Genomic DNA, 21,286 nt, shown 5'->3' with positions numbered 1-21,286 from the left:
AATTCTACTGCATTGCCTGCTCACCCTGTGTCTGCGAGTAGTTGTCTTGCCGGTTAGGCGTATGGTCTGTCAAAGGCAGCGTAAAGTAGAAGGTTGTCCCCACATCCACTTGGCTTTCTACCCATATTTCACCGCCATTGCGTTCTACAAACTCTTTCACCAGAATCAAACCTAAGCCTGTGCCTGTTTCATTGGCAGTGCCTTTGGTACTCACCCGTTTATCTACTTTAAATAGCCGTTCTTGTATTTCTTTGGGCATACCTACCCCCGTATCACGCACAAATACCACGGCTTTATGTCCGTTGACAGACGCCCCCACAGTTACTTCCCCCCCCTCACCGGTGAATTTAATGGCGTTTGAAAGCAAATTACGGATGATGGTATTCAATGACGGACGATCGGCGTATACAACCAGGTCGGAAGGCACTTCATCCCGCAGCTCTATACCTTTATTGGAAGCACTCATGTGCAGCAGCTGTAAATTTTCTTTTACTATGTTCTTCAATGGCAGCTCCTCGAAGTTGTATTCTATAACGCCCATCTGTGAGCGCGACCAGGAAAGCACATTTTCCAATAACTGATACAGGTTTTTCACAGAGCGGTTCAGGCTGCTGCTCATGAACTGTATGTCTTCTTTACTCATTTCGTCCAAATGATTGGACATAATATCCAGAAAAGCAGTCAAAGAGTTTAAAGGTCCCTTGATATCATGTGCCAAAATAGAGAAGAAACGGTCTTTGGTGGCGTTGAGCTGCTCAAGATAGCGCGCCTGCTCTTCCAGCTCTTTTTTCTTCTCTTCCAGCTCTTTGTTTTTTTCTTCCAAATCTCTTTTTGCCTCTTTTATCATGATTTCCAAGCGCTGTTTTTGCCTTCGTATGCGCTCGGAACGCCACCACATAATGGCGAAAACCACGCCAATGAGTGCCAACGACATCAACACATAAAACCATGTAGAGCTATAAAAAGGCGGCCGGATGGTAAAGGAGTAGCGCAGGGGCTTGTCCAGCAAAAGCTCGCCATCAGAAGTGCGTGCATTCAACCAAAATGTATAAGTACCCGGACTAAGCCCGGCATAGGTGATTTCCCGGCGTTTGCTCCACGGTACCCACTGCTTGTCAAGCCCTTCCATCCACCAGCTGAACTCTATTTTATGGGCATAAGCATAATCCAAGGCTTCAAATACAAAAGTCAAATTGTTTTGGTCATGTGGAAGCCTGAGCCCCACGGGCTGCGCAAAAACACTATCTACAGCTGTGTAGTACCCTTGCCATTCTTCGGCGGTCCAGTTTACCGGTTGCAAAAAGAGATAAATTTTAGAAATTCCTACCCAAGCAGCCTTAGGCTTTCGAAAAGGCTGTGGATGGTCGAAGCGGTGCACTCCCTGAATGGTGCCCATCCAAATGCGGCCACGGCTGTCACGATAAATGGCAGCCGCATTGCTTTCTCTTGCAGAAAATCCATCCTCTGCTTGAAAAGAGCGGCGCTTCACCACTTCGCCCCGCTCATTGACCTGCCAGCAATTGGCGCCTTGTTGAGTGCCAATCCATAGCTTGTCGTCCACACAAAGAACCGAGTACACAATATGGCTATTGAGCCCCTGCTCCGTGCCGTAGGTCCGGAACTGCTTGCCATCGAAGCGAAGAAGCCCCCCCAGGCAGGCAAACCACACATTGCCCCAAGCATCTTCGGCGGCTTGCAATACATAGTCGTTTGGCAAATGCACTGTTTCACGTGTGTAATGTGTCCACTCACCACCGGGCGATAAAGCCGAAATGCCATAGGTAGTGCAGACCCATAAAGTGCCTTTACTGTCTTTCAGCGTATAGCGCACGAAGTTGCTGGGCAAGCCAACCGATTGTGCGTCATAATGGCGCAGCGTGTCAGGTGTTTTTTCGTAGAGTCCATTCCCCAAAGTAGCAATCCAGAAAGTAGATGCTTCCGGTTCATACAATATATGTGCTATTTGCTTGGCACCTTCCAATCCGTATTTGCCACCGGCATTTATGAATTGCCCGGTACGCACATTGTATTCCCACAAGCCATAATGCGTGCCCAGCAACAAAGTGTCGTCATTGAGTGGAATAATGGCAGTAACTCTTCCCAAGAAAGGCAGCACTTGCTTGCTTTCTGCCCGTACCATGCGCTCCGCTTCTTCATCGTAGTGGTACAAACCCAAGCTGCCGGAAGTACCAATCCAGATGTTATTTTGTTTGTCTTCGGCAATACTCCAGACTTCACCCCGCGCCAAGCCTTCCGGCTCGCCGTAATGCAAGAAAGAATCTTCTTGATAAAAAAGCAGCTGGTTGTTATTGGTGCCTATCCAAAAGTCGCCCCGCGAGTCTTGATAAATAAAATTGATGCTATTGACCGGAAGCCCGTGTGCTTCATCCCAGCGGTACTTCACCCGTCCTTCGTGTGTGCATATCAAGGAGCCATCACGTAGGATCCACCAATAAAACCCTTTTTTATCACGAAACAACTTCACCGCGATAGATACTTCATCACTTTCGGGCAGCACTTCCATGGTGCCATCGGTATGCGCCCGGTAAACAACAAAAGAGTCAGTGGCCACCTCCATCGAAAGAATGACCGAACCGGCATCGCCTGCCCATAATAAACGCTTCACAAGCGGAAAAACTTCTTTACCGTCTTTTGGCTTGGGCGCCAGCCACACGGTATCTGACCGCCCACTCTCCGGAGCACTATAAAATAAACCGTGAACATTGCTTATCCATAGATGTTGCCGGGCATCCATGAGCAAGTCAGGCAAGTAGCCGGAAACAGAGTACAAGCCCAAGGGCAACTTTTTCTCTTGAAAACGTCCGTTTTCATAGTGAATCAATTTCACTTCGCCGTACTCGGTGCGCACCCACGCCCACCAGTCTTTTCCACTTTTGCCCAACCACACTTTGAAGGCAACGCCATGAGGGAACCCTTCCTTTTGCGAAAAGGAAGTAAAGCGTTGCCCATCGAAGCGGGACACGCCCCGCTCTGTAATGCACCAAAGGTAATTGTCGGTGGTGAGCAGCAGCCGGTGCACGCGGTTATTGACCAATCCTTTGCGCTCATCCCACACTTCAAACTGATGGCCGTTCCAACGCACCAAGCCCCCTAAAGTAGCCGCCCACAGACGGCCATAACGGTCTTCCAGCAAATCTTCTATTTGTGACTGTGGCAAGCCCACTTCCACGCCATAGCTACGAAAGGCATAGTGTTGGGCCTGTCCCCATTCGGGACAAAAAAACGCTACGCACGTAAAGAGTTGAAAAAGGACAGTTGTTAAGCCTTCATCTATAAAACTTCTTTTTATACTCATCCCCTTTACTATTCTTAATAAGCCTAATAAGCCACAAGCTTGCTTGACAAGGTGTTCATTCACATCGAAACCGACGTTTCTTATTACAAGATAGTTTTTTAAAGGTAAAAAAGCAATAAAACAGGCAGTGGTCCTATTGAAAAAACAAATTTCAATGTAATGCAGGCAAATATCCTGCCAAAAAGAAACAGCAAGGGCGCTGAAGTAAACCTTCAACGCCCTTGGTTATCTTTATGCAGCCTTACAATTACGGCGTCCAAGTATTATTGCCATAATTTATATCCATCATCAGTTTGTCCGGATCCAAAGTAATGGCACTAATACGCGAGGTTGTAGGCAAACGCAATTCCTTGGTATTCCCTTTCATCCATATTTCCACAGAGAACTGCAGGCGGTGCACCTTGCCGTTTTCCTCTTTTACTTCCATCACCACCGGCATCAGCAGTTCGCCTTTGTTTTCAAGCGCCACAATAGCCCCTTTGGCAGGGTCGTCGTCCACATATTTTACTTTACTTACTGCCTGGTCCAGTGCCCAAGTTTCATAGAACCAGCCCCGCCAAAACCAATCCAGCTCTTCGCCGGCCACATTTTCTATGGTATTGAAAAAGTCAATGGGTGTAGGATGCTTATAAGCCCAAGCGTTTATGTAGGCACGGAAAGCACGGTCGAAGCGCTCGGGACCCAAAATCACTTCACGTAGCAAAAACAAACCATAGCCGGGTTTGAAGTAAGCTGTAATGCCCAAGTTGCTGTCATTTACCACATCAGGATAGGTGGCTATGGGCTCACGGTTAGGCGAAAGGAAAATGTATCCTGCCAAGCGCGAGGCATATTGCAAGTAGTCCGATTGTTTATATTCCCCGTTGTTGAAAGCTATGGTGCTGTAATGATTGATAAAGGTATTGAAGCCTTCGTCCATCCAAGGATAGAGACGCTCGTTGTTGCCCACAATCATAGGGAACCAGTTGTGCCCAAATTCGTGGTCTGTTACGCCCCATAAATCATCGCCTTCATCCGACCACTTACAGAAGCTCACCCCCGGGTATTCCATGCCGGCAACAATACCGGCCACATTCACCGCCGTAGGGTAAGGGTATTCATACCACATCGTAGAGTAGTGCTCAATGGATGCCTTGGTGTATTCAGTAGAGCGTTGCCAGCCCTTCATGCTTTCGTGCGGATAGCATGAAATAGCCAAGGCTTTGCGCCCACTGGGCAAGTTGATGCGGGCAGCATCCACAATGAACGCCTGCGAAGCGCCAAAAGCCACATCGCGCGCATTTTTCATTACATAATGCCAGGTAACCTTACCACGACGTGCACGCTCCAGCATTTTGATTTTCTTCTCTACATCTTTGGCAGAAATGATGGTTACCGTTTTGTCGCTGTTTTTGGCTTTCTCCCAAGCTTTCAGCTCTTCGGCAGAATATACCTCTTTGGGGTTTTGCAGTTCACCTGAACCAATCACCACTACGCCGGCAGGTGCCGTGATTTTATAATCGAAGTCGCCGTATTCGAGGTAAAACTCGCCGGCACCCAAGTAAGGCTCCACATTCCACCCGCTAATGTCATCATACACACACATACGCGGATACCACTGCGCCATTTCATACACCCATCCGTGTTCAAACTTCTTGCGTCCCATACGGTCGGCACCATACTCGGGTATGTCGAAAGCATACTCTATGGTAATGGTGGTTTTTCCTCCCTTAGGGGCAAGCGGGGCAGCCAAGTCAATACGCATGCGCGTGTCAGACACTATGTATTGTGCATCTTTGCCATTTACTTTCACTGACTTCAACTCATAGCCATTGGTGATGCTTCCTATATGACGCCCCCCTTCCACGGGCATGGTGGCAGTGCCACGTGAGTCGGCTTTGAATTTATTTTGGTCTAATTGCAGCCACACGAAAGGCAGAGCATCGGGGCTGTTGTTGGTGTAATCGATGGTTACCTTGCCTTCCAGACGGTGCTTGTCGGTAAGCAGCTCGGCTTCAATGCGGTAATCGGCACGGTTCTGCCAGTATTCCGGTCCGGGAAATCCCGACGCCGAGCGATAAGGCGTGGCTCTAAAGTCGAACAGTTTGTCGAACTTAGGCTGTTGGTTTTTGATTTGCGCCCAAGCTGCCAAATGCAAAACCATGAGCACAAACAATGCGGTGAGTCTTCTCATAAAAGAATTCGTTTTTATTTCTTTTAACTCAAAAATCAAAAAAATATTACTACAATGCAAAGAAAGTGTTGCTTTTTGAAAAGCAGAGATGCTTGCTTAAACCATACTTGGTGTATTATTGAAAGGGTGGCAGAAAAAGCATCGAAGCGATAAGGTGGTGTTTGAGCTGTTTTTTTAAAAAACACACAAGAGCGCGCAGCTGCCTGACAACTGCACGCTCCTGCAAAACTGCGGGGTGTTAAGACAAGCCCTCAAACTGCTCGAGAAAACGCCAGTCGTTTTCAGTGAATAAGCGCAGGTCTTTGATTTGATATTTGAGCATGGTAATGCGCTCCAAGCCCATTCCAAAGGCAAAGCCGGTGTATTGCTCCGGATCTATTCCGCAATTCTTCAGCACGTTGGGGTGAATCATGCCTGCCCCGCCGATTTCTACCCAGCCGGTATATTTACATATGTTACATCCTTTGCCTTTGCATATATTGCATGAGATATCCAGCTCGGCACTTGGCTCCGTAAATGGGAAGTAAGAAGGGCGCAGGCGTATTTGGGTGTCTTTACCAAACAACTCTTTGGCAAAATGATAAAGCGTTTGTTTTAAATCAACGAAGCTTACCGCCTTGTCTATAAAGAAGCCTTCAACTTGATGAAAAATACAATGGGCGCGTGCCGAAATGGCTTCATTGCGATACACCCTGCCAATGGAAAACATACGCATGGGCGGTTGTGTGTTTTCCATCACGCGTATTTGCACCGACGAGGTGTGGGTGCGCAGCAAAATATCGGGGTCACGCTCAATAAAGAAAGTGTCTTGCATCTCCCGTGCCGGGTGGTCAGCCGGGAAGTTCAGTCCGGTGAAGTTATGAAAATCGTCTTCTATTTCGGGTCCGTCCGCCTGGCAAAAGCCCATACGCTCCAGAACCTGCACTATCTGACGCCGCACGATGGTAAGCGGGTGCACGCCGCCCATCGGTTCGGTGAGCGGAGGCAAGGTAAGATCAATGGGGGGCTCTACCACTTCGGGCACTTGCTCGAGGCGTTCCTTATGGCTGCGCCATTTCTCTTCTGCCAGCTGCTTCAGTGCATTGACGGCTGCCCCATAATTGCGGCGCTCCTCAGGGGCAATGTCCTTAATCTTGCCCATGAGGGCAGGAATCGCTCCTTTTTTGCTAAGATATTGTTGACGAAACTGCTCCAGTGTCGTTTCATTGGTGATTTCGAAGGCTTCTACTTCTTTTTTTAGTGCTTCTATATTTTCGTATGCCATGGTTTGCATGAGGCTTTGAGGTTGTGTTGTTACAGTTTCAATGAAATGCCAAATATAGGTATATCGCAGCGTAAGCAAAAGCAGGGAATGGCTTTTCGTTTTTTATTCCAGCTTCAGTGGCAGTGGTTCCAAACGGTACCCCAAACGCTGCAATTGCACTAAAAGCCCTTCTTCGCCGACCAAATGTCCGGCACCTACCACAAAAAAAGCAGGCGCTTTCTGCATGATGGCTTCCATTTTCGGCAGCCAGCGGCGGTTGCGCTCCACTATCAACAAACGGTATTGTTGTTCATCGAAGTTTTCACGTAAAAGCTTTGCCATGCGTTTAAGATCTTGTTTTTTGTAGGCTTCTACGAGTTGAAGCGCTTTTTGCTTGTCGCTCTTTTGTGTACTGCCATTCTTCACGTAATCGGCCAGTGTGCGGGCTTGCTCTTGCAACGACATGCTGCCGGTAAGCGCTTGTATCTGCTCTCTGACGGTCTCCAGTGCCCGCACTTCTTTGCCTGCCTCACGGGCTGTCCGTTGCAAGTACACATCCATGAGCCCATCCACATTCATGCTTGAAAAAGAAGAATCGCCTTGTGCTTGCATGCGTTCGGCTTCGTCTATGGTAGTAAACAGGAAATAAAGAAAGATGGGGCGCATGCGTCCAAAAAAGCCCAAGCCAACGCCCATTTTTTCCTGCATGTAGCGGTCAACACGTTGATACTCTTCCTGCGACAGCAAGTCTTGTAAAGTAGTATCGCCGGGCATGACCATCTCGGCAAACAACTCAAACATGGCAGACGAGTTCATTTCCAGCTCACCTACAAACACGCTACTGCTGTCAAAAGCCTGTTTCACGGCTGCCTGCTCAAGCAGACGACTGCCGTCATATACATGCATTGAGCCCAATAAGTAAGAAGGCTGCTGCAGTCCTTTGCCCGTAATTTTCCAAAATACTTGTGCCTGTGCTACCTGTGTCCACAGGGTAATCCACACGAAAACACAGCCGAGCCACCAGAAGGTTGTACGTTTCATTATCATAGCTTTAGGGCTTTAACACAACTTTTCCGAATATTTTTCCGTCGCGCATATCATTGAAAGCGGCAATGCCTTCGGCAAGAGGGCGCACCGAGTCAATGATGGGATGAATGCCATGTTGCTCTACGAATTGAAGCATTTCTTTAAACTCTTCATCGTTACCCATGGTGGTGCCTTTGATGGTATATTGCCCGAAGAAGATACGCGGCATATCCAGCTTGGAAGGGCTGCCCAAGGTAGCCCCGTAGAACACCAGCGTAGCAGCCGGCTTCATTGTTTTTAACAGCAGGTTAAAACCATCGCCCCCGGCGCTGTCAATAATTACGTCGAAGCCGCCGGACATCTTTAAAAGCGCTTTGTGCCATCCTTCTTGTTTGTAGTTCACCCCGCCGGCTACGCCCAAGCTCTTCATCTTTTCAATTTTGGCATCGCTACCCGAAGTAACATACACCTCTGCGCCCAAGGCAAGGGCAAACTGGCAGGCAAACTGTGCCACGCCCCCGCCAATGCCCGTTACCAACACGCGATGCCCTTTTTGCACTCCTCCTTTGCGACGCACCGCCCTGTAGGCTGTCAATCCGGCTAAGGGCAAAGCAGCAGCTTCTTCGTGGTTGAGGTGTGCAGGCTTGGGGTGCAAACGGTCAACGGGCACACACACATATTCAGCCAAAGTGCCATCGGAAGGCATGCCCAAAATGGTATATCGCTCCGATTGATATTCAGGATGGTCGCCCCAATTTTGATTAGGGTTAATCACCACCTCTTTTCCTATCCATGCTTCATCCTGCGGGCTGCCCACTGCTTCCACCGTACCACAGGCATCCGAGCCCAAAATGCAATCATAGGTCATGCCCGGATAAAGCGCCACACGAATCCATTGGTCGCGGTGGTTGAGCGCGGCAGCCGCTACTTTTACCAAAGCTTCACCTGCTTTGGGCGTAGGCTTGGGGCGCTCGGTAAAAACAATGTCTTTCTTTTCGGAAGATAAAAAAATGGCTTTCATGCTTGATTGAATTTGTTTTTTCGAAAAGTTAAGAAAAATAAACGTCTATCATGAAAGAGATGAGGCTAAGAGCGGAAGCCTTTGTTTGTTGTTTTATGCTTGCCGGGCAACGGCACACCCACCGCCCGGTATATCTCCTGCCTGCTTAGCAGGCGCACCTCGCCGGCTTCCTTCATTTGCAGACAGGACAAAGACAAGCTGCCGACGGCTGCCCGCACCAAGCGAAGCGTAGGGAAGCCCACGGCGGCGGTCATACGGCGCACTTGCCGGTTTTTGCCTTCATGCAAGCCAATAGACAACCACGAAGTAGGCACCGACTTGCGAAAGCGTATGGGGGGCACACGTTCGGGCAAGTCCGGTGCTTCGATGCGCGCCACACGGGCAGGCAGCGTTTGATAAGGCTTGCCTTTCAAGCGAATGCTTACCCCCTGTTTTAACTGCTCAATAGCTTCGTCCGTTACGATGCCTTCCACCTGTACCCAATACGTTTTCTCTACCTTGAAGCGGGGCGAGAGCAAACGGCTCTTCAAAAAGTTGTCGTTGGTAAGCAACAGCAGTCCTTCGCTGTCTTTATCCAGGCGTCCGACCGGGTAAACATCCGGCGGAAAGTCATACAGGCATGCCAGGGTGAGATCTCCCTCCTGCTCGGCTGTGAATTGGCTAAGTACCCCGTATGGCTTGTACACCACAAAATAATAGAACTGCCCCCGGCTATTCTTCATCCGCTTCAATGTCTTTTATTACCTCTTCGAAGTCATCGGTTGCCTTCAGGACTTCCCAAGTGTGATCTGAAAGCAAGCGTGCCGTGGCGCAGTAGGCTTCGTAAGGGATGCTTTTGCCCCACTCTTCCGGCGCAATCAAGGATAAAACATATTGCTCACCGCTGCGACGGTACAGATGATATTCCTTGCCTACGATGGGCTCGAAGCCCATTTCTGCAGTATAAATCAATTCCGATATACGTTTGCGCACTTGCAAGGCTTTGGCTTGGCGCAACAGCACTTCTACCTGCTCATAGATTTGCTGCATCTGCCGTTCGGTTTGGTCATACATAGCCGCCAAGGCACGCCCTTTCAGCTTGCCTTTGTCTTCGGGCTTGATGACCACCCCACCCCGTGTATGGGCATAAGGCAAGGTACCCGGTCTGTCTGTGATATGGTCGGGATTGATGGGATTGACAAACTCCTCCCCTTCTGTTTTTTTCTTTTGCTTTGCCATGAAAGCCACTCCTTTATTCAACATTCAAAACAGCTGTAAAGATACAATGGTTTAGCTACAAACAGAGAAAAGTACGGGCATTTGCCTGCTGCAAGCTTGTAAAAACCACCACCCAAGTTTAACTTTAGTTAAGTTGCCGCTGATAATCAAAGCATTAAAACTCTTTACGCCATGAAAAAAAGCCTGCTGTATATGTGGCTGCTCGTGATTTGCAGCCCCCAAGTCTTTGCCCAAAAGGCATATGAGGAATTTATCGACAAAGCATATGCCCATGCAACAGAAGAGCGCTACGATTCTGCCGTTTTTTACATGGAGCAGGCACTGCCCCTGCTCAAACAAGATACCGATGCCTCGCCGGAGGTGCTCATTGAAGCCTACCACAAACTCGGGGAATTTTACTACCTGCTAAAAGAGTACGAAAAAGCCATTGAGGTCTTAGAGGAAGGCTTGCAAGCATGCCATCAACACCTCGGGGAGTACACAATCGATTGCGCCGTACTGAGTGAAAATACCGGCTATTTGTATTGCAACCTTTTGTTGTATGAGTCGGCATTGCCCCCATTGCTGCACAGCCTTGACTCGTATGCACGGCTCTATGGCAAAAGCAATTATGAGTACCTGAGCACAAGCCTCTATACCATACAAGGCGCGCTGAAGTCCGGCAATTTCGACTTGGCGAAGACTCTGGTGCAAGAAGCAGATTCTCTACTGCAAGGCATTACCATGGAGTCATGGAATAGCGAGCCCGAAGTGCTCTATAAACTGCAAATTAACCAACAGATAGCGCAGGCCATATTGTATGAAGCAGAAGGGCAGTATGAGCGGGCACAGGAAATATATCCTAAATTGGCAAGCCGGGTGTATAATTTGTATCAATCCCCCTATGAATATGCTTTGTCTATTAAAACAGACTATACCCTTGCCAGGGACCGGACGGGGCGCTACATAGCCTCGCCGGCGGTGGCGCCTGCCAATCTTGTCTCTTGGCATTTAATGGCTGCGCTGATACAACAAGATTTCCCCGCCAATCCCCCCGTCGCCCTGGGCGAGGTGTACTTAAACCTGAGTGAGTGGTATGCCAGTGAAGATATCAACAACGCAACACAAGCCGCCTTGTACGAAGAAAAAGCAGTTGTTGTTTTTCGCGCCAACCCACCCAGTCACTCTTACGCTTACTTTCTTGCCCGCAAAGGCTCCAATTACCGGAAACAAGGGAACTATGAACTTGCACTAAAATACACGCAACAAGCTTTAAAGGTATCCGAAGCAAGCATGCCCTTGGACCGCCCCAACCCAAAAGAAATCCAAAAAGCCGAAATGAAAGTGCTGGAAACGGGGATTCCATTGATGGGCAAAAACGCCAGATACTTTCTTCGGAAAAAAGAAAACTTCAGCTCCTACGAGGGCTTCTATTATAAAACGCACCTCGACATACTCATGGAACTTTACCATACCGGCATAGAAGCGGGAAATAATGATATAGCCCTGCACAGCATAAAAGAAGCGACTCGTTTCACTGCAAAATATTATGGCAAACAACATCCCAAATACGCCGACTGCTTATATGAGCAAAGTGTCTTGCTTTACTTCCTTCTGAATCAGCAGAAGAAAAAAGCCATCCGGCTTGCCAAACAAGCACTCAAGGTCTATGAAAGAGCCTACAACCTCAGCCCGGAGGCACCAAGGTTTGTTTCCGATAATGACTACTTGAACGTATTGAGACAGCTTGCCATTTACATGCATAATGAAGAGCGGCAACAGGCAATGATAGAATACCGGAAACGTATTTTGGACTTTTATGAGCAACACCAAGAGCAAAGCGGCTGGAACAACAATATAGCAATACCGGAAAGCTACTTGGAATTGGCAAAGGTTTACCTCGAAAACGGCGAGCTGCCAGCCGCCAAAGAGTACGCCCTGAATGTCATAGAATACCTCAATAAACACCCTTTAAAAGGTGAAGACACCCCCACCCCGGACTATTACTATGTCACCCCATACCTTCTGTTGGGCAACATACACACTCAAGAGCAGGACTATGAAGCAAGCTTCCGGTGCTATCAAAAGGCAATTACACTTTTAGACTCGCTCAACACTCCGGAATCGAAATATGTGGAAGTGCTGTTGAAAGCAGGCGAAAATTTTCTGGCATGGGGCAAGCTTGACGAAGCCGGACGCTGTTATGCTTCCGCCTATCAAATCATTGAAGAAGAAATAGGAACCGGCAGCTACGACTATGCGAACTACTGTTATCATATGGGCTTATGGCACCAAGCAAAGGGCGAATACCGCAAATCAGAAGAGTTTTTGCAAAAGGCAAAAAAGCTCACAAAGCAGTTAAATGTCAAAGATATTCATGAGTTGCAACGAAAAATAGAAGAAGCGATGGGCACCAACCGGCGCCTGTCGAGCGCCTCTCAAAACTAAAAGCAAAGAGGGATTTGCTGCCGCTTCCTCACTCATTCAGGAGGAGCGGCAGCATCCTAAAAACAAAGTTCATTCAGGCAGGTTTTACGCATGGATGACTCCGGAACCCAGCAGCTCATTGCCTTCATACCATGCCACAAACTGCCCGGGCGTGATACCACGCACCGGTTTTTCGAAAGTAACATACAAGCCCTCTTCGCGCATGTGCAGCTGTGCGGGCATCAAAGGCTGGCGATAGCGAATGCGCGCCATATAGCTTCGCGACTCGCCCGGCTGCATGCGCAAGTCTTCACGCAGCCAATGCACCTCATCGGCGCGTACAAATAAGCCTTTGCGGTGCAAACCCGGATGGTCGTCGCCTTGCCCTACATATACGATGTTCTTTTCCGTATCAACAGAGAGTACAAACAAAGGCTTTTCCTTTCCGCCTATACCCAAACCCTTGCGCTGCCCTACGGTGAAGTAGTGGGCGCCTATGTGCTCACCTACAGGCTCGCCCATCTCTTCTGAGAAGACATAAGGGGCACAAAGGACATCAAGCGCAGTTGCTTGTCCGTTGGTGGCAAACGCAGGGGCACCGGCCGGAATTTCTATCACCTTACCTTTTTTAGGTTGAAGTTTTTGCTGAAGGAACTCCGGCAGTTTTATTTTTCCGACAAAGCACAAGCCCTGCGAGTCTTTTTTCTTGGCAGTTACGAACCCTTCCCGTTCGGCAATGGCGCGCACTTCTTTCTTTTGCAGATGCCCAATGGGAAACAAAGCCTTACTTAGCTGTTCCTGATCGAGCTGACACAAGAAGTAGCTTTGGTCCTTGTTGGGATCGGCCCCCGCCAGCAGGCGATAGATGGTTTTTCCGTCTTTTTCGATGCTATCTTTTTGACAATAGTGCCCTGTTGCCACAAAATCGGCGCCCAGCCGCATGGCGGCTTGAAGAAAAACATCGAACTTGATTTCCCGGTTACACAACACATCGGGATTGGGCGTGCGCCCCCGCTCATACTCGGCAAACATATAATCCACGATGCGCTTTTTATACTCGGCACTCAGGTCTATCACATGGAAAGGAATGCCCAAAGCTTCGGCAACCAACAAAGCGTCGTTGCTGTCTTCTACCCAAGGGCACTCGTCGTGCAGGGTTACGCTCTCGTCATGCCAGTTGCGCATGAACATACCAATGACTTCATGCCCTTCTTGCGCAAGCAAGTAAGCCGCCACACTGGAATCTACACCGCCCGACATGCCCACTACGATTCTTGCCATAGTTCTTTCTGATGATGGTTTATGGTGGTTCTACAATGCAAAAATACCATTTTAAAACGTCCTGTATAAAATAACTGTTCCCGTTGCTTAGCCGGGCAGAAAAAAAAAATAGGGCTGCCTCTTGGAAGCAGCCCTATGGTTCATACTTAATCAATACCTTATGAATCGGCTTTTTCTTGTTTGCGGATAGAGAGCTCCAATTCGTCTCCTTCTCCTTTATAGTCTGCCACTAAGGTATCGCCTTCTTCTATTTCGCCTTTCAGTATTTCCTCAGCAATAGGATCTTCCAGGTATTTCTGAATGGCTCGTTTCAACGGGCGTGCCCCATATTGCGGGTCGTAGCCTTTTTCGCTGAGGAAGTCTTTGGCAGCTTCGGTAAGCTCTATGTGGTATCCCAGCTCTTCGATACGCTTGAAGACATCCTTCAATACAATATCGATGATTTGATGGATGTGCTCTCTTTCCAAAGAGTTGAACACAATCACATCATCCAGGCGGTTCAAGAACTCAGGCGAGAAGGCTTTCTTCAAGGCACTTTGAATGGTGGACTTCATGATTTCGTCCATGCTTTCGGCTTTTGCCTTGGTAGTAAAGCCAATGCCTGTACCGAAATCTTTCAGGTCACGCACCCCAATGTTGGAAGTCATGATGATGATGGTGTTTTTGAAATCCACACGGCGTCCCAAGCCGTCGGTGAGCACCCCGTCATCGAGTACTTGCAACAAGATGTTAAATACATCGGGGTGTGCTTTTTCGATTTCATCGAGCAGCACTACCGAATAGGGCTTGCGGCGTACCTGTTCGGTCAACTGACCACCTTCTTCATAGCCCACATAGCCGGGAGGCGCACCAATCAAACGGCTTACCGAGAATTTCTCCATGTATTCGCTCATGTCGATGCGGATGAGCGCATCTTCACGGTCGAAGAGATATTCGGCCAAAGCCTTGGCTAATTCGGTTTTACCTACCCCGGTAGGACCCAAGAAGATGAACGAACCGATAGGACGTTTGGGGTCTTTCAAGCCTACACGCGTACGGCGGATGGCACGCACCAGCTTGTCTATAGCCGCATCTTGCCCTACGACTCGTTTTTTCAATTCATCAGCCATATGCAACAACTTCTGGCTTTCGGCTTGTGCCACACGGGTCACCGGGATGCCCGTCATCATCGCTACCACCTCGGCCACATGCTCTTCGGTTACGGTGTAGCGCTTGCGCTTGGCTTCTTCTTCCCAAGCAATCTTGGCTTTTTCAAGCTGCTGAATCAGCTTTTTCTCTTTGTCGCGCAGTTGAGCCGCCTCTTCATATTTTTGGCTTTTCACCACGCGGTTTTTCTCTTCTTTTACCTTTTCTATCTCTTCTTCCAACTTCAAAATGTGCTCGGGCACGTGAATGTTGGTGATATGCACCCGTGCACCTACCTCATCGAGCACGTCAATGGCTTTGTCGGGCAGGAAGCGGTCGGTAATGTAGCGATCCGACAACTTCACACATGCCTCTATTGCCTCGGGCGTATAAATCACGTTGTGATGCTCTTCGTAGTGCTCTTTGATATTGTTCAATATCTGCAAGGTCTCTTCCGGCGTGGGCGGGTCAACCATTACCACTTGGAAACGACGCGCCAAGGCACCGTCTTTTTCAATGTATTGGCGGTATTCATCCAAGGTAGTTGCGCCGATGCATTGGATGTCGCCCCGTGCCAGCGCGGGCTTGAACATGTTCGAAGCGTCGAGCGAACCTGAGGCACCACCGGCACCAACAATGGTATGCAATTCGTCGATGAACAAAATCACATCGGGCGATTTTTCCAGTTCGTTCATGACGGCTTTCATGCGCTCTTCGAACTGGCCACGGTATTTGGTGCCTGCCACCAGCGAAGCCAGGTCCAGTGTTACGATACGCTTATTGAAAAGCACACGCGACACTTTGCGCTGCACGATGCGCAAAGCCAAGCCTTCGGCAATGGCTGTCTTACCTACCCCGGGCTCACCAATAAGCAAGGGGTTGTTCTTTTTGCGGCGGCTGAGTATTTGTGCCACACGCTCTATTTCCTTTTCCCGCCCAATGATGGGGTCCAGCTTGCCTTGCTCGGCCATTTTGGTCAGGTCGCGCCCAAAGTTATCCAATACGGGGGTTTTGGATTTTTCCCCGCCTTTGGACTCGCGCCCTCCGCCAAACATGCGGCCTTCTTCTTCAGGATCATCCGATTCCAAGGATGCCTTGGGTTGATTTTGGTATTCAAGCATTTCTCTTACTATCTCATAAGTGACGTTGAACTGATGCAGCACCTGGCTTGCCAAAGTGTCTTCATCGCGCAAAATAGACAACAGCAGATGCTCGGTGCCTATAATGTTGGTTTTAAAAATTTTGGCTTCGAGATAAGTGATTTTCAACACCTTCTCCGAAGCACGGGTAAAGGGAATATTGGCAATATTCTTCACGTTGTTTACTGCGGTACCACGGGTAGCCCGTTCGATGGTAGCACGCAGCTCGTCCAACGGAACACCCAGTTTTTTCAATATGCTAATGGCTACGCCTTCGCCTTCACGAATCAAACCCAGCAACAGGTGTTCCGTGCCTATATAGTCGTGCCCCAAGCGCAATGCTTCTTCGCGGCTTAGGGAAATGACCTCTTTTACTCGATTTGAAAATTTTGCTTCCATGTGCTTGTCCTCCGGAACAATTTAATGTTGTAATATACGTTTTCACGTCCAATTTATCAAATTAAAAAGCTACTCTTTCGCTGAGCGGTAGCTGCACCCCTTGCCGCAGGTACAACCTGGCGGCGGGTCCCATACAAAAGAGTACATCTAAGATACTTAAATTTGGTACAAATTTAGCACCAAAGTTTTGCGTATAAGGCTCACAAGTGATGTTTAAATGCTGTTTTTTCTTGGGATGAAACACATTTCTCATATCAACGAGTTCTAAATCAGCAACTTGCTGCCCATCATAATAGGCTGTGCTGTATGTAAAACGATTGGGCAGCTGTAAAAGTTTGAGACAAGTTGTCAGAATTTCCTGCTGCAGCTGCAGCAAAGTTGTCATGGGTTTCTCCAAAATTGTCAGTATTTCGGGGGCAAAGTATTCAAAGAAAGGGGCTTTTCTATAGGCTGCCTCTATGGCACGTATATGGTCTTTTTGCCATGCGTGGCGGTTGTCTATTTCTATAGTATGCAAAGGGCGCTTCCACGGTTTACACACCGGCACCGACAAGCTCCACACACCTTTATCGGTCAGTATCTCACAGCGGTTACGGTAAGATTGTTTTTCATAATGAGCATGAATATCCAGCACCACCTCTTCTGCCTGCATGTACAACACCCAAAACGCAACGGACGGAAAATAATGCGGTTCAATAAGGACTCTTTTCATAAAGGCACAATCATCTGATTTACAAAGGCAAATTTCTTCTTTTTGACGCTACCTTGCAAATTTAGCTTCAAGTTATTTGTATTTATTCTAAATAAACATTTACTTTGTGGCGTTATCTAAAACAAGTCTAAATTAAAACAACAATATCTATGAGAAAGGTTCTCCTTGCCGCAAGCATCACAGTTTTGGGATTGAGCGCATGTAATAAAAAGGACGATGAGAAGGCGCCTTTGAACGTGCCCTCTACTTATGAGTCTGCCAATTACGACGCCAATGTGGCTGCCGAAAAAGCCATCTTGGAAGACTTGGATGCCCTGAAAGCAGCCATCAAAGCTGCTTCGGAAAGCAATCCATTAGATGAAGCAAGCTTAAAAGCTATTTATGAAGGAAGTGATTTACAGGCGGCTACCTCTGCTTACTACAACACACAAGTGCTCAACTACTTGAAAGAAGTGGCAGATGCCAGTACAGGGGGCGCCTACGACATGAAAACAGAAGGCAAAGCTCAGAATGGCAAAGGCGGTTTCTTCGGTGGACGTCTGTTTGAAGAAGGTGGTTTGGAATTGATAGAACTGATTGAAAAAGGTCTGTTTGAAGCAGCGCTTTTCAACCATGCTTACAGTATCACCCAAAAAACCGAACTGACTGCTGCCGATATTGACCGTCTGGTAGCCATTTTTGGCGCCCATCCTTCTTTCCCCAATAGCAGTGACGGAAGCAAACACGAGCACCCTGACAGCTATGCTGCCAAGTACGCTGCCAAGCGTGACAAAAACGACGGCAATGGTTTCTATACCAACATTAAAAATGCTTTGTTAACTGCCCAAGCGGCTGTAAAAGCAGGCAAAGCGTATGATGCGGAGTTGCGTGCAGCCCTGAAAGTTTATTTGACCAACTGGGAAAAATCTTGTGCAGCCACTGTCATCAACTACCTGTACAGCGCGCAAAGCAAGCTGACTGCCACCAATCCTTCGGACAGTGACTTGGCAAGTGCCCTTCACTCTTATGCCGAAGCAGTTGGTTTCTTGCACGGATGGCGCCAATTGCCTCAAGATGCACGCACCATTACCGATGCGCAAATTGATGAAATATTGAACATATTGAAAGCACCTGCACAGGGCGAAGCTTCGGCTTACCTCTTTGTAACCGACACCTTTAACCAGGTAGGCAAGCTGACCGAAGCCATCAACAAAGTAAAAGAAGTATATGGCTTCACCGATGCAGACTTGGAAGACTTCAAAAAAGACTGGGTGGCAGAGCAAGGCAGATAGTTTTCTCCGCTCTTTTTCACCGCTTGCCAAAGGCGTGCTTTATAGCATGCCTTTGGTGCATTTTGATTTTACATATCTTTGCCTTAAAGACGAATAAAACGACCTGCTCATGAAAAAGTTTCCCCAACAAATAAGCCTCGCAATCATAGTGCTTGCCTACTTGCTTGGACTTACTGCCTGCAATTCGAAAAAAGAGAACAGTCCGCAGAATTTTGACCGGCGGGGCTTGCTGGAAAATGTGGCCAACAATTTGATAAGCCCTGCTTTTGACAGCCTGCATAGCGAAGCCAAAGCGTTGCAAGCCGCTACACAAAACTTTGTGAATGCGCCCTCGCTTGGCACACTCGAAGCCTTGCAAACGCAATGGATACAAACCTACACCACGTGGCAGTCTGCCAACATGTATAACTTCGAATTTCTGATTGAGCCCAATACACTCGATAAAAGTTTATTCGAAGAAATAGGCGCATTTCCGGTAGATAGTGCACTGATTGAGCAATACATCAGTCAAGGGGATTACAGCTTTGCCAACTTCAACCGGGATACACGTGGCTTTTTGGCAATGGACTACCTGCTCTTTCGCACCGACGGCAACCAACAAGCCATTGTTGATGCTTTTACCAATGACAACAAGCGTGGCTTGTACTTAAAAGCAGTAGCAGACCACCTGCTGGCTAAGATAGAGCAGAGCCGTAACCGATGGCTCGAAGCCAAAGCCTCGTTCATTGCCAACGACGGCACGGATGCCGGCAGTTCCCTTACTCTCCTGTTCAATCAATTCAACCTGGGCTATGAACGCATCAAAAACTTCAAACTGGGCATTCCATTGGGAAAAAGAGCCCCACTAACCTCACCCGCACCTATGTACGTAGAGGCATACTACAGCGGCATATCGCTGGATATGATTCGTGCCAACATGAAAGCCATAGAGAATATTTGGCGGGGCGTAGGCGCCGACGGGCAAGACGGCTTGGGCTTTCAGGACTACCTGCTGGCTGTACCGGGCGGCAAAGAGTTGTCGGACAATACCGAAGCGCAACTGTCAATTATTTATCAAAAGCTGGATGCACTGGACAAGCAAACAAGACTCTCCACACTCATCAACACACAGTATCAAGCTGTAGAAGCGCTCCACAACGAAATGCTCAAGCATACGCGCTATTTCAAAAGTGACATGAGTTCCTTGTTGGGGCTGTATATCACCTACGACAGTGGCGACGGTGATTAAAATGCCTTTTCAGTATTTTCATTTCTTTAAAGGGCAGCCTTCCTCCGGCTTGCCCTTTTCTTTTTAGTTTATTTCGAACCCAATGGCTATTTTTTTGTTCTCTAAAAAGAGAAAGCAAAAAAACGCACAAAAGTGCCGGATTCAATGGAAAACAAACGCTCTTTTGTAGAAAAAATAAGCCAAAGGCGCGAACCACTCAGTTTCATGCTATGGTTGGGACTCATTGGCATTTCCATCATGTTCGTATTTCTTAGCGCCATTTTTTTGAAATACCGCCTTGCCCTGCCGACGCTTCCTTTTGAAGTACCACGCCTGTTGGGCATAAGCACCTTTGTTATTCTTTGCAGCAGCCTTACACTGCAACAGGCATACAAGGCCTTTTTACAAGATGCTTATTTTGCCTATCGCTATCTGCTGGGCACCACCTTTTTGCTGGCAATGGCTTTTGGCGTCTGTCAATGGATCGGCTGGGAAAGTCTTTACCAACAAAACCTTGAACTCATGCGCAGCACGCCCCTGCATAGCCTGTTCTTTGTGATGGTGTTGCTGCATTTGGCACATGTGGGCATAGGTGGCTTGGTCTTGCTTTATTTTTTTGGCATTTCACTGCTTAAACTCAACTACGTGGACGCCTTTATTTACGCCATGAATCCTCCCAACCGCCTTTTTCTGCGCTTATTGGTGGTCTATTGGCATTTTATAGGGGGAATTTGGCTTTACCTTTACATCTTTTTTCAGTTTATGTAAAAAGGTAAAGCAATAAGGAACTTTTCTTATTAAGAAATTTTTACTATATTTGCCATATAAGCAAACAGTTTACATGTTTCACCCTAAAAATCAATTATCACTATGGAAAAAGTATTGGAAAACAATATCGGACTGGCAAACGAAGCAACTACGGCTGTTATTGAAAAACTGAACACACTACTTGCCACTTATCAAGTTTATTACCAAAACCTGCGTGGCTTTCATTGGAACATAGAAGGCGAAAACTTCTTCACTTTACATGCCAAGTTTGAAGAGCTTTACACCGGCGCACAGGCGATGATTGATACCATTGCCGAGCGCATTTTGACATTGGGCGGCACTCCGCTCCACACTTTTGCCGATTATATGGAACATGCCACCATTCAAGCGGCTAAAAATGTGCGCAGTGACAAAGAGTCTGTATCTACGCTCATTGAAAACATACAGGCTTTGGTAGCTCTTGAACGGGAAACACTTAAAGCAGCTGAAGAAGCCGAAGACGAAGGGACCATCGACATGTTGGCCGGCGACATCAAAGCCAAAGAAAAAGACTTGTGGATGCTGCGTGCTTTCCTCAAACGGCAGTAAGCATTTACTTATTCCTTTCGGCTTATGCAGAAGAGAAGCTCACCGGCAGCTTCTCTTTTTTTTCATTCTACAAGGTGCTAAATGGACAAAAAAACAAAAGCCACCCCATGAAAGGTGGCTTTTTGTGGACCCTGCTGGGCTCGAACCAGCGACCCCCTGATTATGAGTCAGGTGCTCTAACCAGCTGAGCTAAGGGTCCGCATCGCACTTCGTTGCGCGATTTCGATTGCAATTTTACGCATTCCTGTCTGAACTTGCAACAATAGCAGCAAAAAAATAATACCATATGCATTTAAAAATCGGTATATCAAGCGTTTAAAGCGCGAAAAAATAGATAAAAGCCGGCACAGCTATATATTAGCAAATACAAGCATTGTTTTAGATATTTGCAAG

Annotated in this window: 15 protein-coding genes and 1 tRNA gene; 5 read left to right on the top strand and 11 right to left on the bottom strand. The window is 47.8% G+C overall.

The window, feature by feature from the left end; all coding sequences use genetic code 11:
• Positions 1 to 4 precede the first annotated feature (4 nt).
• From K384_RS13345 to K384_RS06785, 7 genes are all read right to left on the bottom strand, one after another.
• Positions 5 to 3,316 carry a sensor histidine kinase gene (locus K384_RS13345; RefSeq protein WP_051633204.1) on the bottom strand — a complete coding sequence of 1,104 codons (3,312 nt, stop codon included), beginning with the start codon at positions 3,314 to 3,316 and terminating at the stop codon, positions 5 to 7.
• Positions 3,317 to 3,563: 247 nt separating this feature from the next.
• Entirely contained in the window at positions 3,564 to 5,489 is a 1,926-nt protein-coding gene (locus K384_RS06810) for a M1 family metallopeptidase (protein WP_038030859.1), read from the bottom strand.
• Positions 5,490 to 5,727: 238 nt separating this feature from the next.
• Positions 5,728 to 6,753: a phenylalanine--tRNA ligase subunit alpha gene (pheS, locus tag K384_RS06805; protein WP_038030857.1), complete on the bottom strand. Its 1,026-nt coding sequence runs from the start codon at positions 6,751 to 6,753 to the stop codon at positions 5,728 to 5,730.
• A 102-nt stretch (positions 6,754 to 6,855) separates the two neighbouring features.
• A complete protein-coding gene (locus K384_RS06800; protein WP_169737626.1) occupies positions 6,856 to 7,773 on the bottom strand; it encodes a TraB/GumN family protein in 918 nt (305 codons plus the stop codon).
• 10 nt (positions 7,774 to 7,783) lie between these two features.
• Positions 7,784 to 8,779, bottom strand: a complete 996-nt coding sequence (locus tag K384_RS06795; RefSeq protein ID WP_038030699.1) for a quinone oxidoreductase family protein — start codon at positions 8,777 to 8,779, stop codon at positions 7,784 to 7,786.
• Positions 8,780 to 8,844: 65 nt separating this feature from the next.
• A complete protein-coding gene (locus tag K384_RS06790; RefSeq protein WP_038030698.1) occupies positions 8,845 to 9,501 on the bottom strand; it encodes a pseudouridine synthase in 657 nt (218 codons plus the stop codon).
• Positions 9,491 to 9,997, bottom strand: coding sequence for a DUF2452 domain-containing protein (locus K384_RS06785; RefSeq protein ID WP_051633218.1), 507 nt, complete (start codon positions 9,995 to 9,997; stop codon positions 9,491 to 9,493). Before K384_RS06785 ends, K384_RS06790 begins: the two co-directional genes overlap by 11 nt.
• A gap of 171 nt (positions 9,998 to 10,168) precedes the next feature.
• On the opposite strand from K384_RS06785, the gene K384_RS06780 reads away from it, so the two are divergent.
• Entirely contained in the window at positions 10,169 to 12,424 is a 2,256-nt protein-coding gene (locus tag K384_RS06780) for a tetratricopeptide repeat protein (RefSeq protein WP_038030697.1), read from the top strand.
• Between the two features lie 84 nt (positions 12,425 to 12,508).
• Here the strand turns inward: K384_RS06780 and mnmA are convergent, their stop codons facing one another.
• From mnmA to K384_RS06765, 3 genes are all read right to left on the bottom strand, one after another.
• Entirely contained in the window at positions 12,509 to 13,684 is a 1,176-nt protein-coding gene (mnmA, locus tag K384_RS06775) for a tRNA 2-thiouridine(34) synthase MnmA (protein WP_038030696.1), read from the bottom strand.
• 158 nt (positions 13,685 to 13,842) lie between these two features.
• Positions 13,843 to 16,347 carry an ATP-dependent Clp protease ATP-binding subunit gene (locus K384_RS06770; protein WP_038030695.1) on the bottom strand — a complete coding sequence of 835 codons (2,505 nt, stop codon included), beginning with the start codon at positions 16,345 to 16,347 and terminating at the stop codon, positions 13,843 to 13,845.
• Positions 16,348 to 16,408: 61 nt separating this feature from the next.
• Entirely contained in the window at positions 16,409 to 17,059 is a 651-nt protein-coding gene (locus K384_RS06765) for a WbqC family protein (protein ID WP_038030693.1), read from the bottom strand.
• A 149-nt stretch (positions 17,060 to 17,208) separates the two neighbouring features.
• On the opposite strand from K384_RS06765, the gene K384_RS06760 reads away from it, so the two are divergent.
• The 4 genes from K384_RS06760 (at position 17,209) to K384_RS06745 (ending at position 20,893) form a co-directional block, all read left to right on the top strand.
• Positions 17,209 to 18,330: a hypothetical protein gene (locus K384_RS06760; RefSeq protein WP_038030691.1), complete on the top strand. Its 1,122-nt coding sequence runs from the start codon at positions 17,209 to 17,211 to the stop codon at positions 18,328 to 18,330.
• A gap of 109 nt (positions 18,331 to 18,439) precedes the next feature.
• The gene (locus tag K384_RS06755) at positions 18,440 to 19,558 is read left to right on the top strand and encodes an imelysin family protein (RefSeq protein ID WP_038030690.1); all 1,119 of its coding nucleotides are present in this window, start codon (positions 18,440 to 18,442) and stop codon (positions 19,556 to 19,558) included.
• A gap of 144 nt (positions 19,559 to 19,702) precedes the next feature.
• Positions 19,703 to 20,305 (top strand): cytochrome c oxidase subunit 3, encoded by a 603-nt coding sequence (locus tag K384_RS06750; RefSeq protein WP_038030688.1) that lies wholly within the window; start codon positions 19,703 to 19,705, stop codon positions 20,303 to 20,305.
• A 102-nt stretch (positions 20,306 to 20,407) separates the two neighbouring features.
• The gene (locus K384_RS06745) at positions 20,408 to 20,893 is read left to right on the top strand and encodes a Dps family protein (protein WP_038030686.1); all 486 of its coding nucleotides are present in this window, start codon (positions 20,408 to 20,410) and stop codon (positions 20,891 to 20,893) included.
• A 125-nt stretch (positions 20,894 to 21,018) separates the two neighbouring features.
• On the opposite strand, the gene K384_RS06740 is transcribed toward K384_RS06745, so the two are convergent.
• Positions 21,019 to 21,092 (bottom strand) — tRNA-Ile (locus K384_RS06740).
• Positions 21,093 to 21,286 lie beyond the last annotated feature (194 nt).

It is taken from the genome of Thermonema rossianum DSM 10300, from assembly GCF_000426825.1.
Lineage (GTDB): Bacteria > Bacteroidota > Bacteroidia > Cytophagales > Thermonemataceae > Thermonema > Thermonema rossianum.
Note: the sequence above shows the minus strand (reverse complement) of the source record. Positions and strands in the feature narration are given on the sequence as shown.

Bases quoted from the DNA above. Each gene is read 5' to 3' on its own strand.
- K384_RS13345 (WP_051633204.1), bottom strand. From the start codon at position 3,316: ATGAGTATAAAAAGAAGTTTTATAGATGAAGGCTTAACAACTGTCCTT.
- K384_RS06810 (WP_038030859.1), bottom strand. From the start codon at position 5,489: ATGAGAAGACTCACCGCATTGTTTGTGCTCATGGTTTTGCATTTGGCA.
- pheS (WP_038030857.1), bottom strand. From the start codon at position 6,753: ATGGCATACGAAAATATAGAAGCACTAAAAAAAGAAGTAGAAGCCTTC.
- K384_RS06800 (WP_169737626.1), bottom strand. From the start codon at position 7,773: ATGAAACGTACAACCTTCTGGTGGCTCGGCTGTGTTTTCGTGTGGATT.
- K384_RS06795 (WP_038030699.1), bottom strand. From the start codon at position 8,779: ATGAAAGCCATTTTTTTATCTTCCGAAAAGAAAGACATTGTTTTTACC.
- K384_RS06790 (WP_038030698.1), bottom strand. From the start codon at position 9,501: ATGAAGAATAGCCGGGGGCAGTTCTATTATTTTGTGGTGTACAAGCCA.
- K384_RS06785 (WP_051633218.1), bottom strand. From the start codon at position 9,997: ATGGCAAAGCAAAAGAAAAAAACAGAAGGGGAGGAGTTTGTCAATCCC.
- K384_RS06780 (WP_038030697.1), top strand. From the start codon at position 10,169: ATGAAAAAAAGCCTGCTGTATATGTGGCTGCTCGTGATTTGCAGCCCC.
- mnmA (WP_038030696.1), bottom strand. From the start codon at position 13,684: ATGGCAAGAATCGTAGTGGGCATGTCGGGCGGTGTAGATTCCAGTGTG.
- K384_RS06770 (WP_038030695.1), bottom strand. From the start codon at position 16,347: ATGGAAGCAAAATTTTCAAATCGAGTAAAAGAGGTCATTTCCCTAAGC.
- K384_RS06765 (WP_038030693.1), bottom strand. From the start codon at position 17,059: ATGAAAAGAGTCCTTATTGAACCGCATTATTTTCCGTCCGTTGCGTTT.
- K384_RS06760 (WP_038030691.1), top strand. From the start codon at position 17,209: ATGAGAAAGGTTCTCCTTGCCGCAAGCATCACAGTTTTGGGATTGAGC.
- K384_RS06755 (WP_038030690.1), top strand. From the start codon at position 18,440: ATGAAAAAGTTTCCCCAACAAATAAGCCTCGCAATCATAGTGCTTGCC.
- K384_RS06750 (WP_038030688.1), top strand. From the start codon at position 19,703: ATGGAAAACAAACGCTCTTTTGTAGAAAAAATAAGCCAAAGGCGCGAA.
- K384_RS06745 (WP_038030686.1), top strand. From the start codon at position 20,408: ATGGAAAAAGTATTGGAAAACAATATCGGACTGGCAAACGAAGCAACT.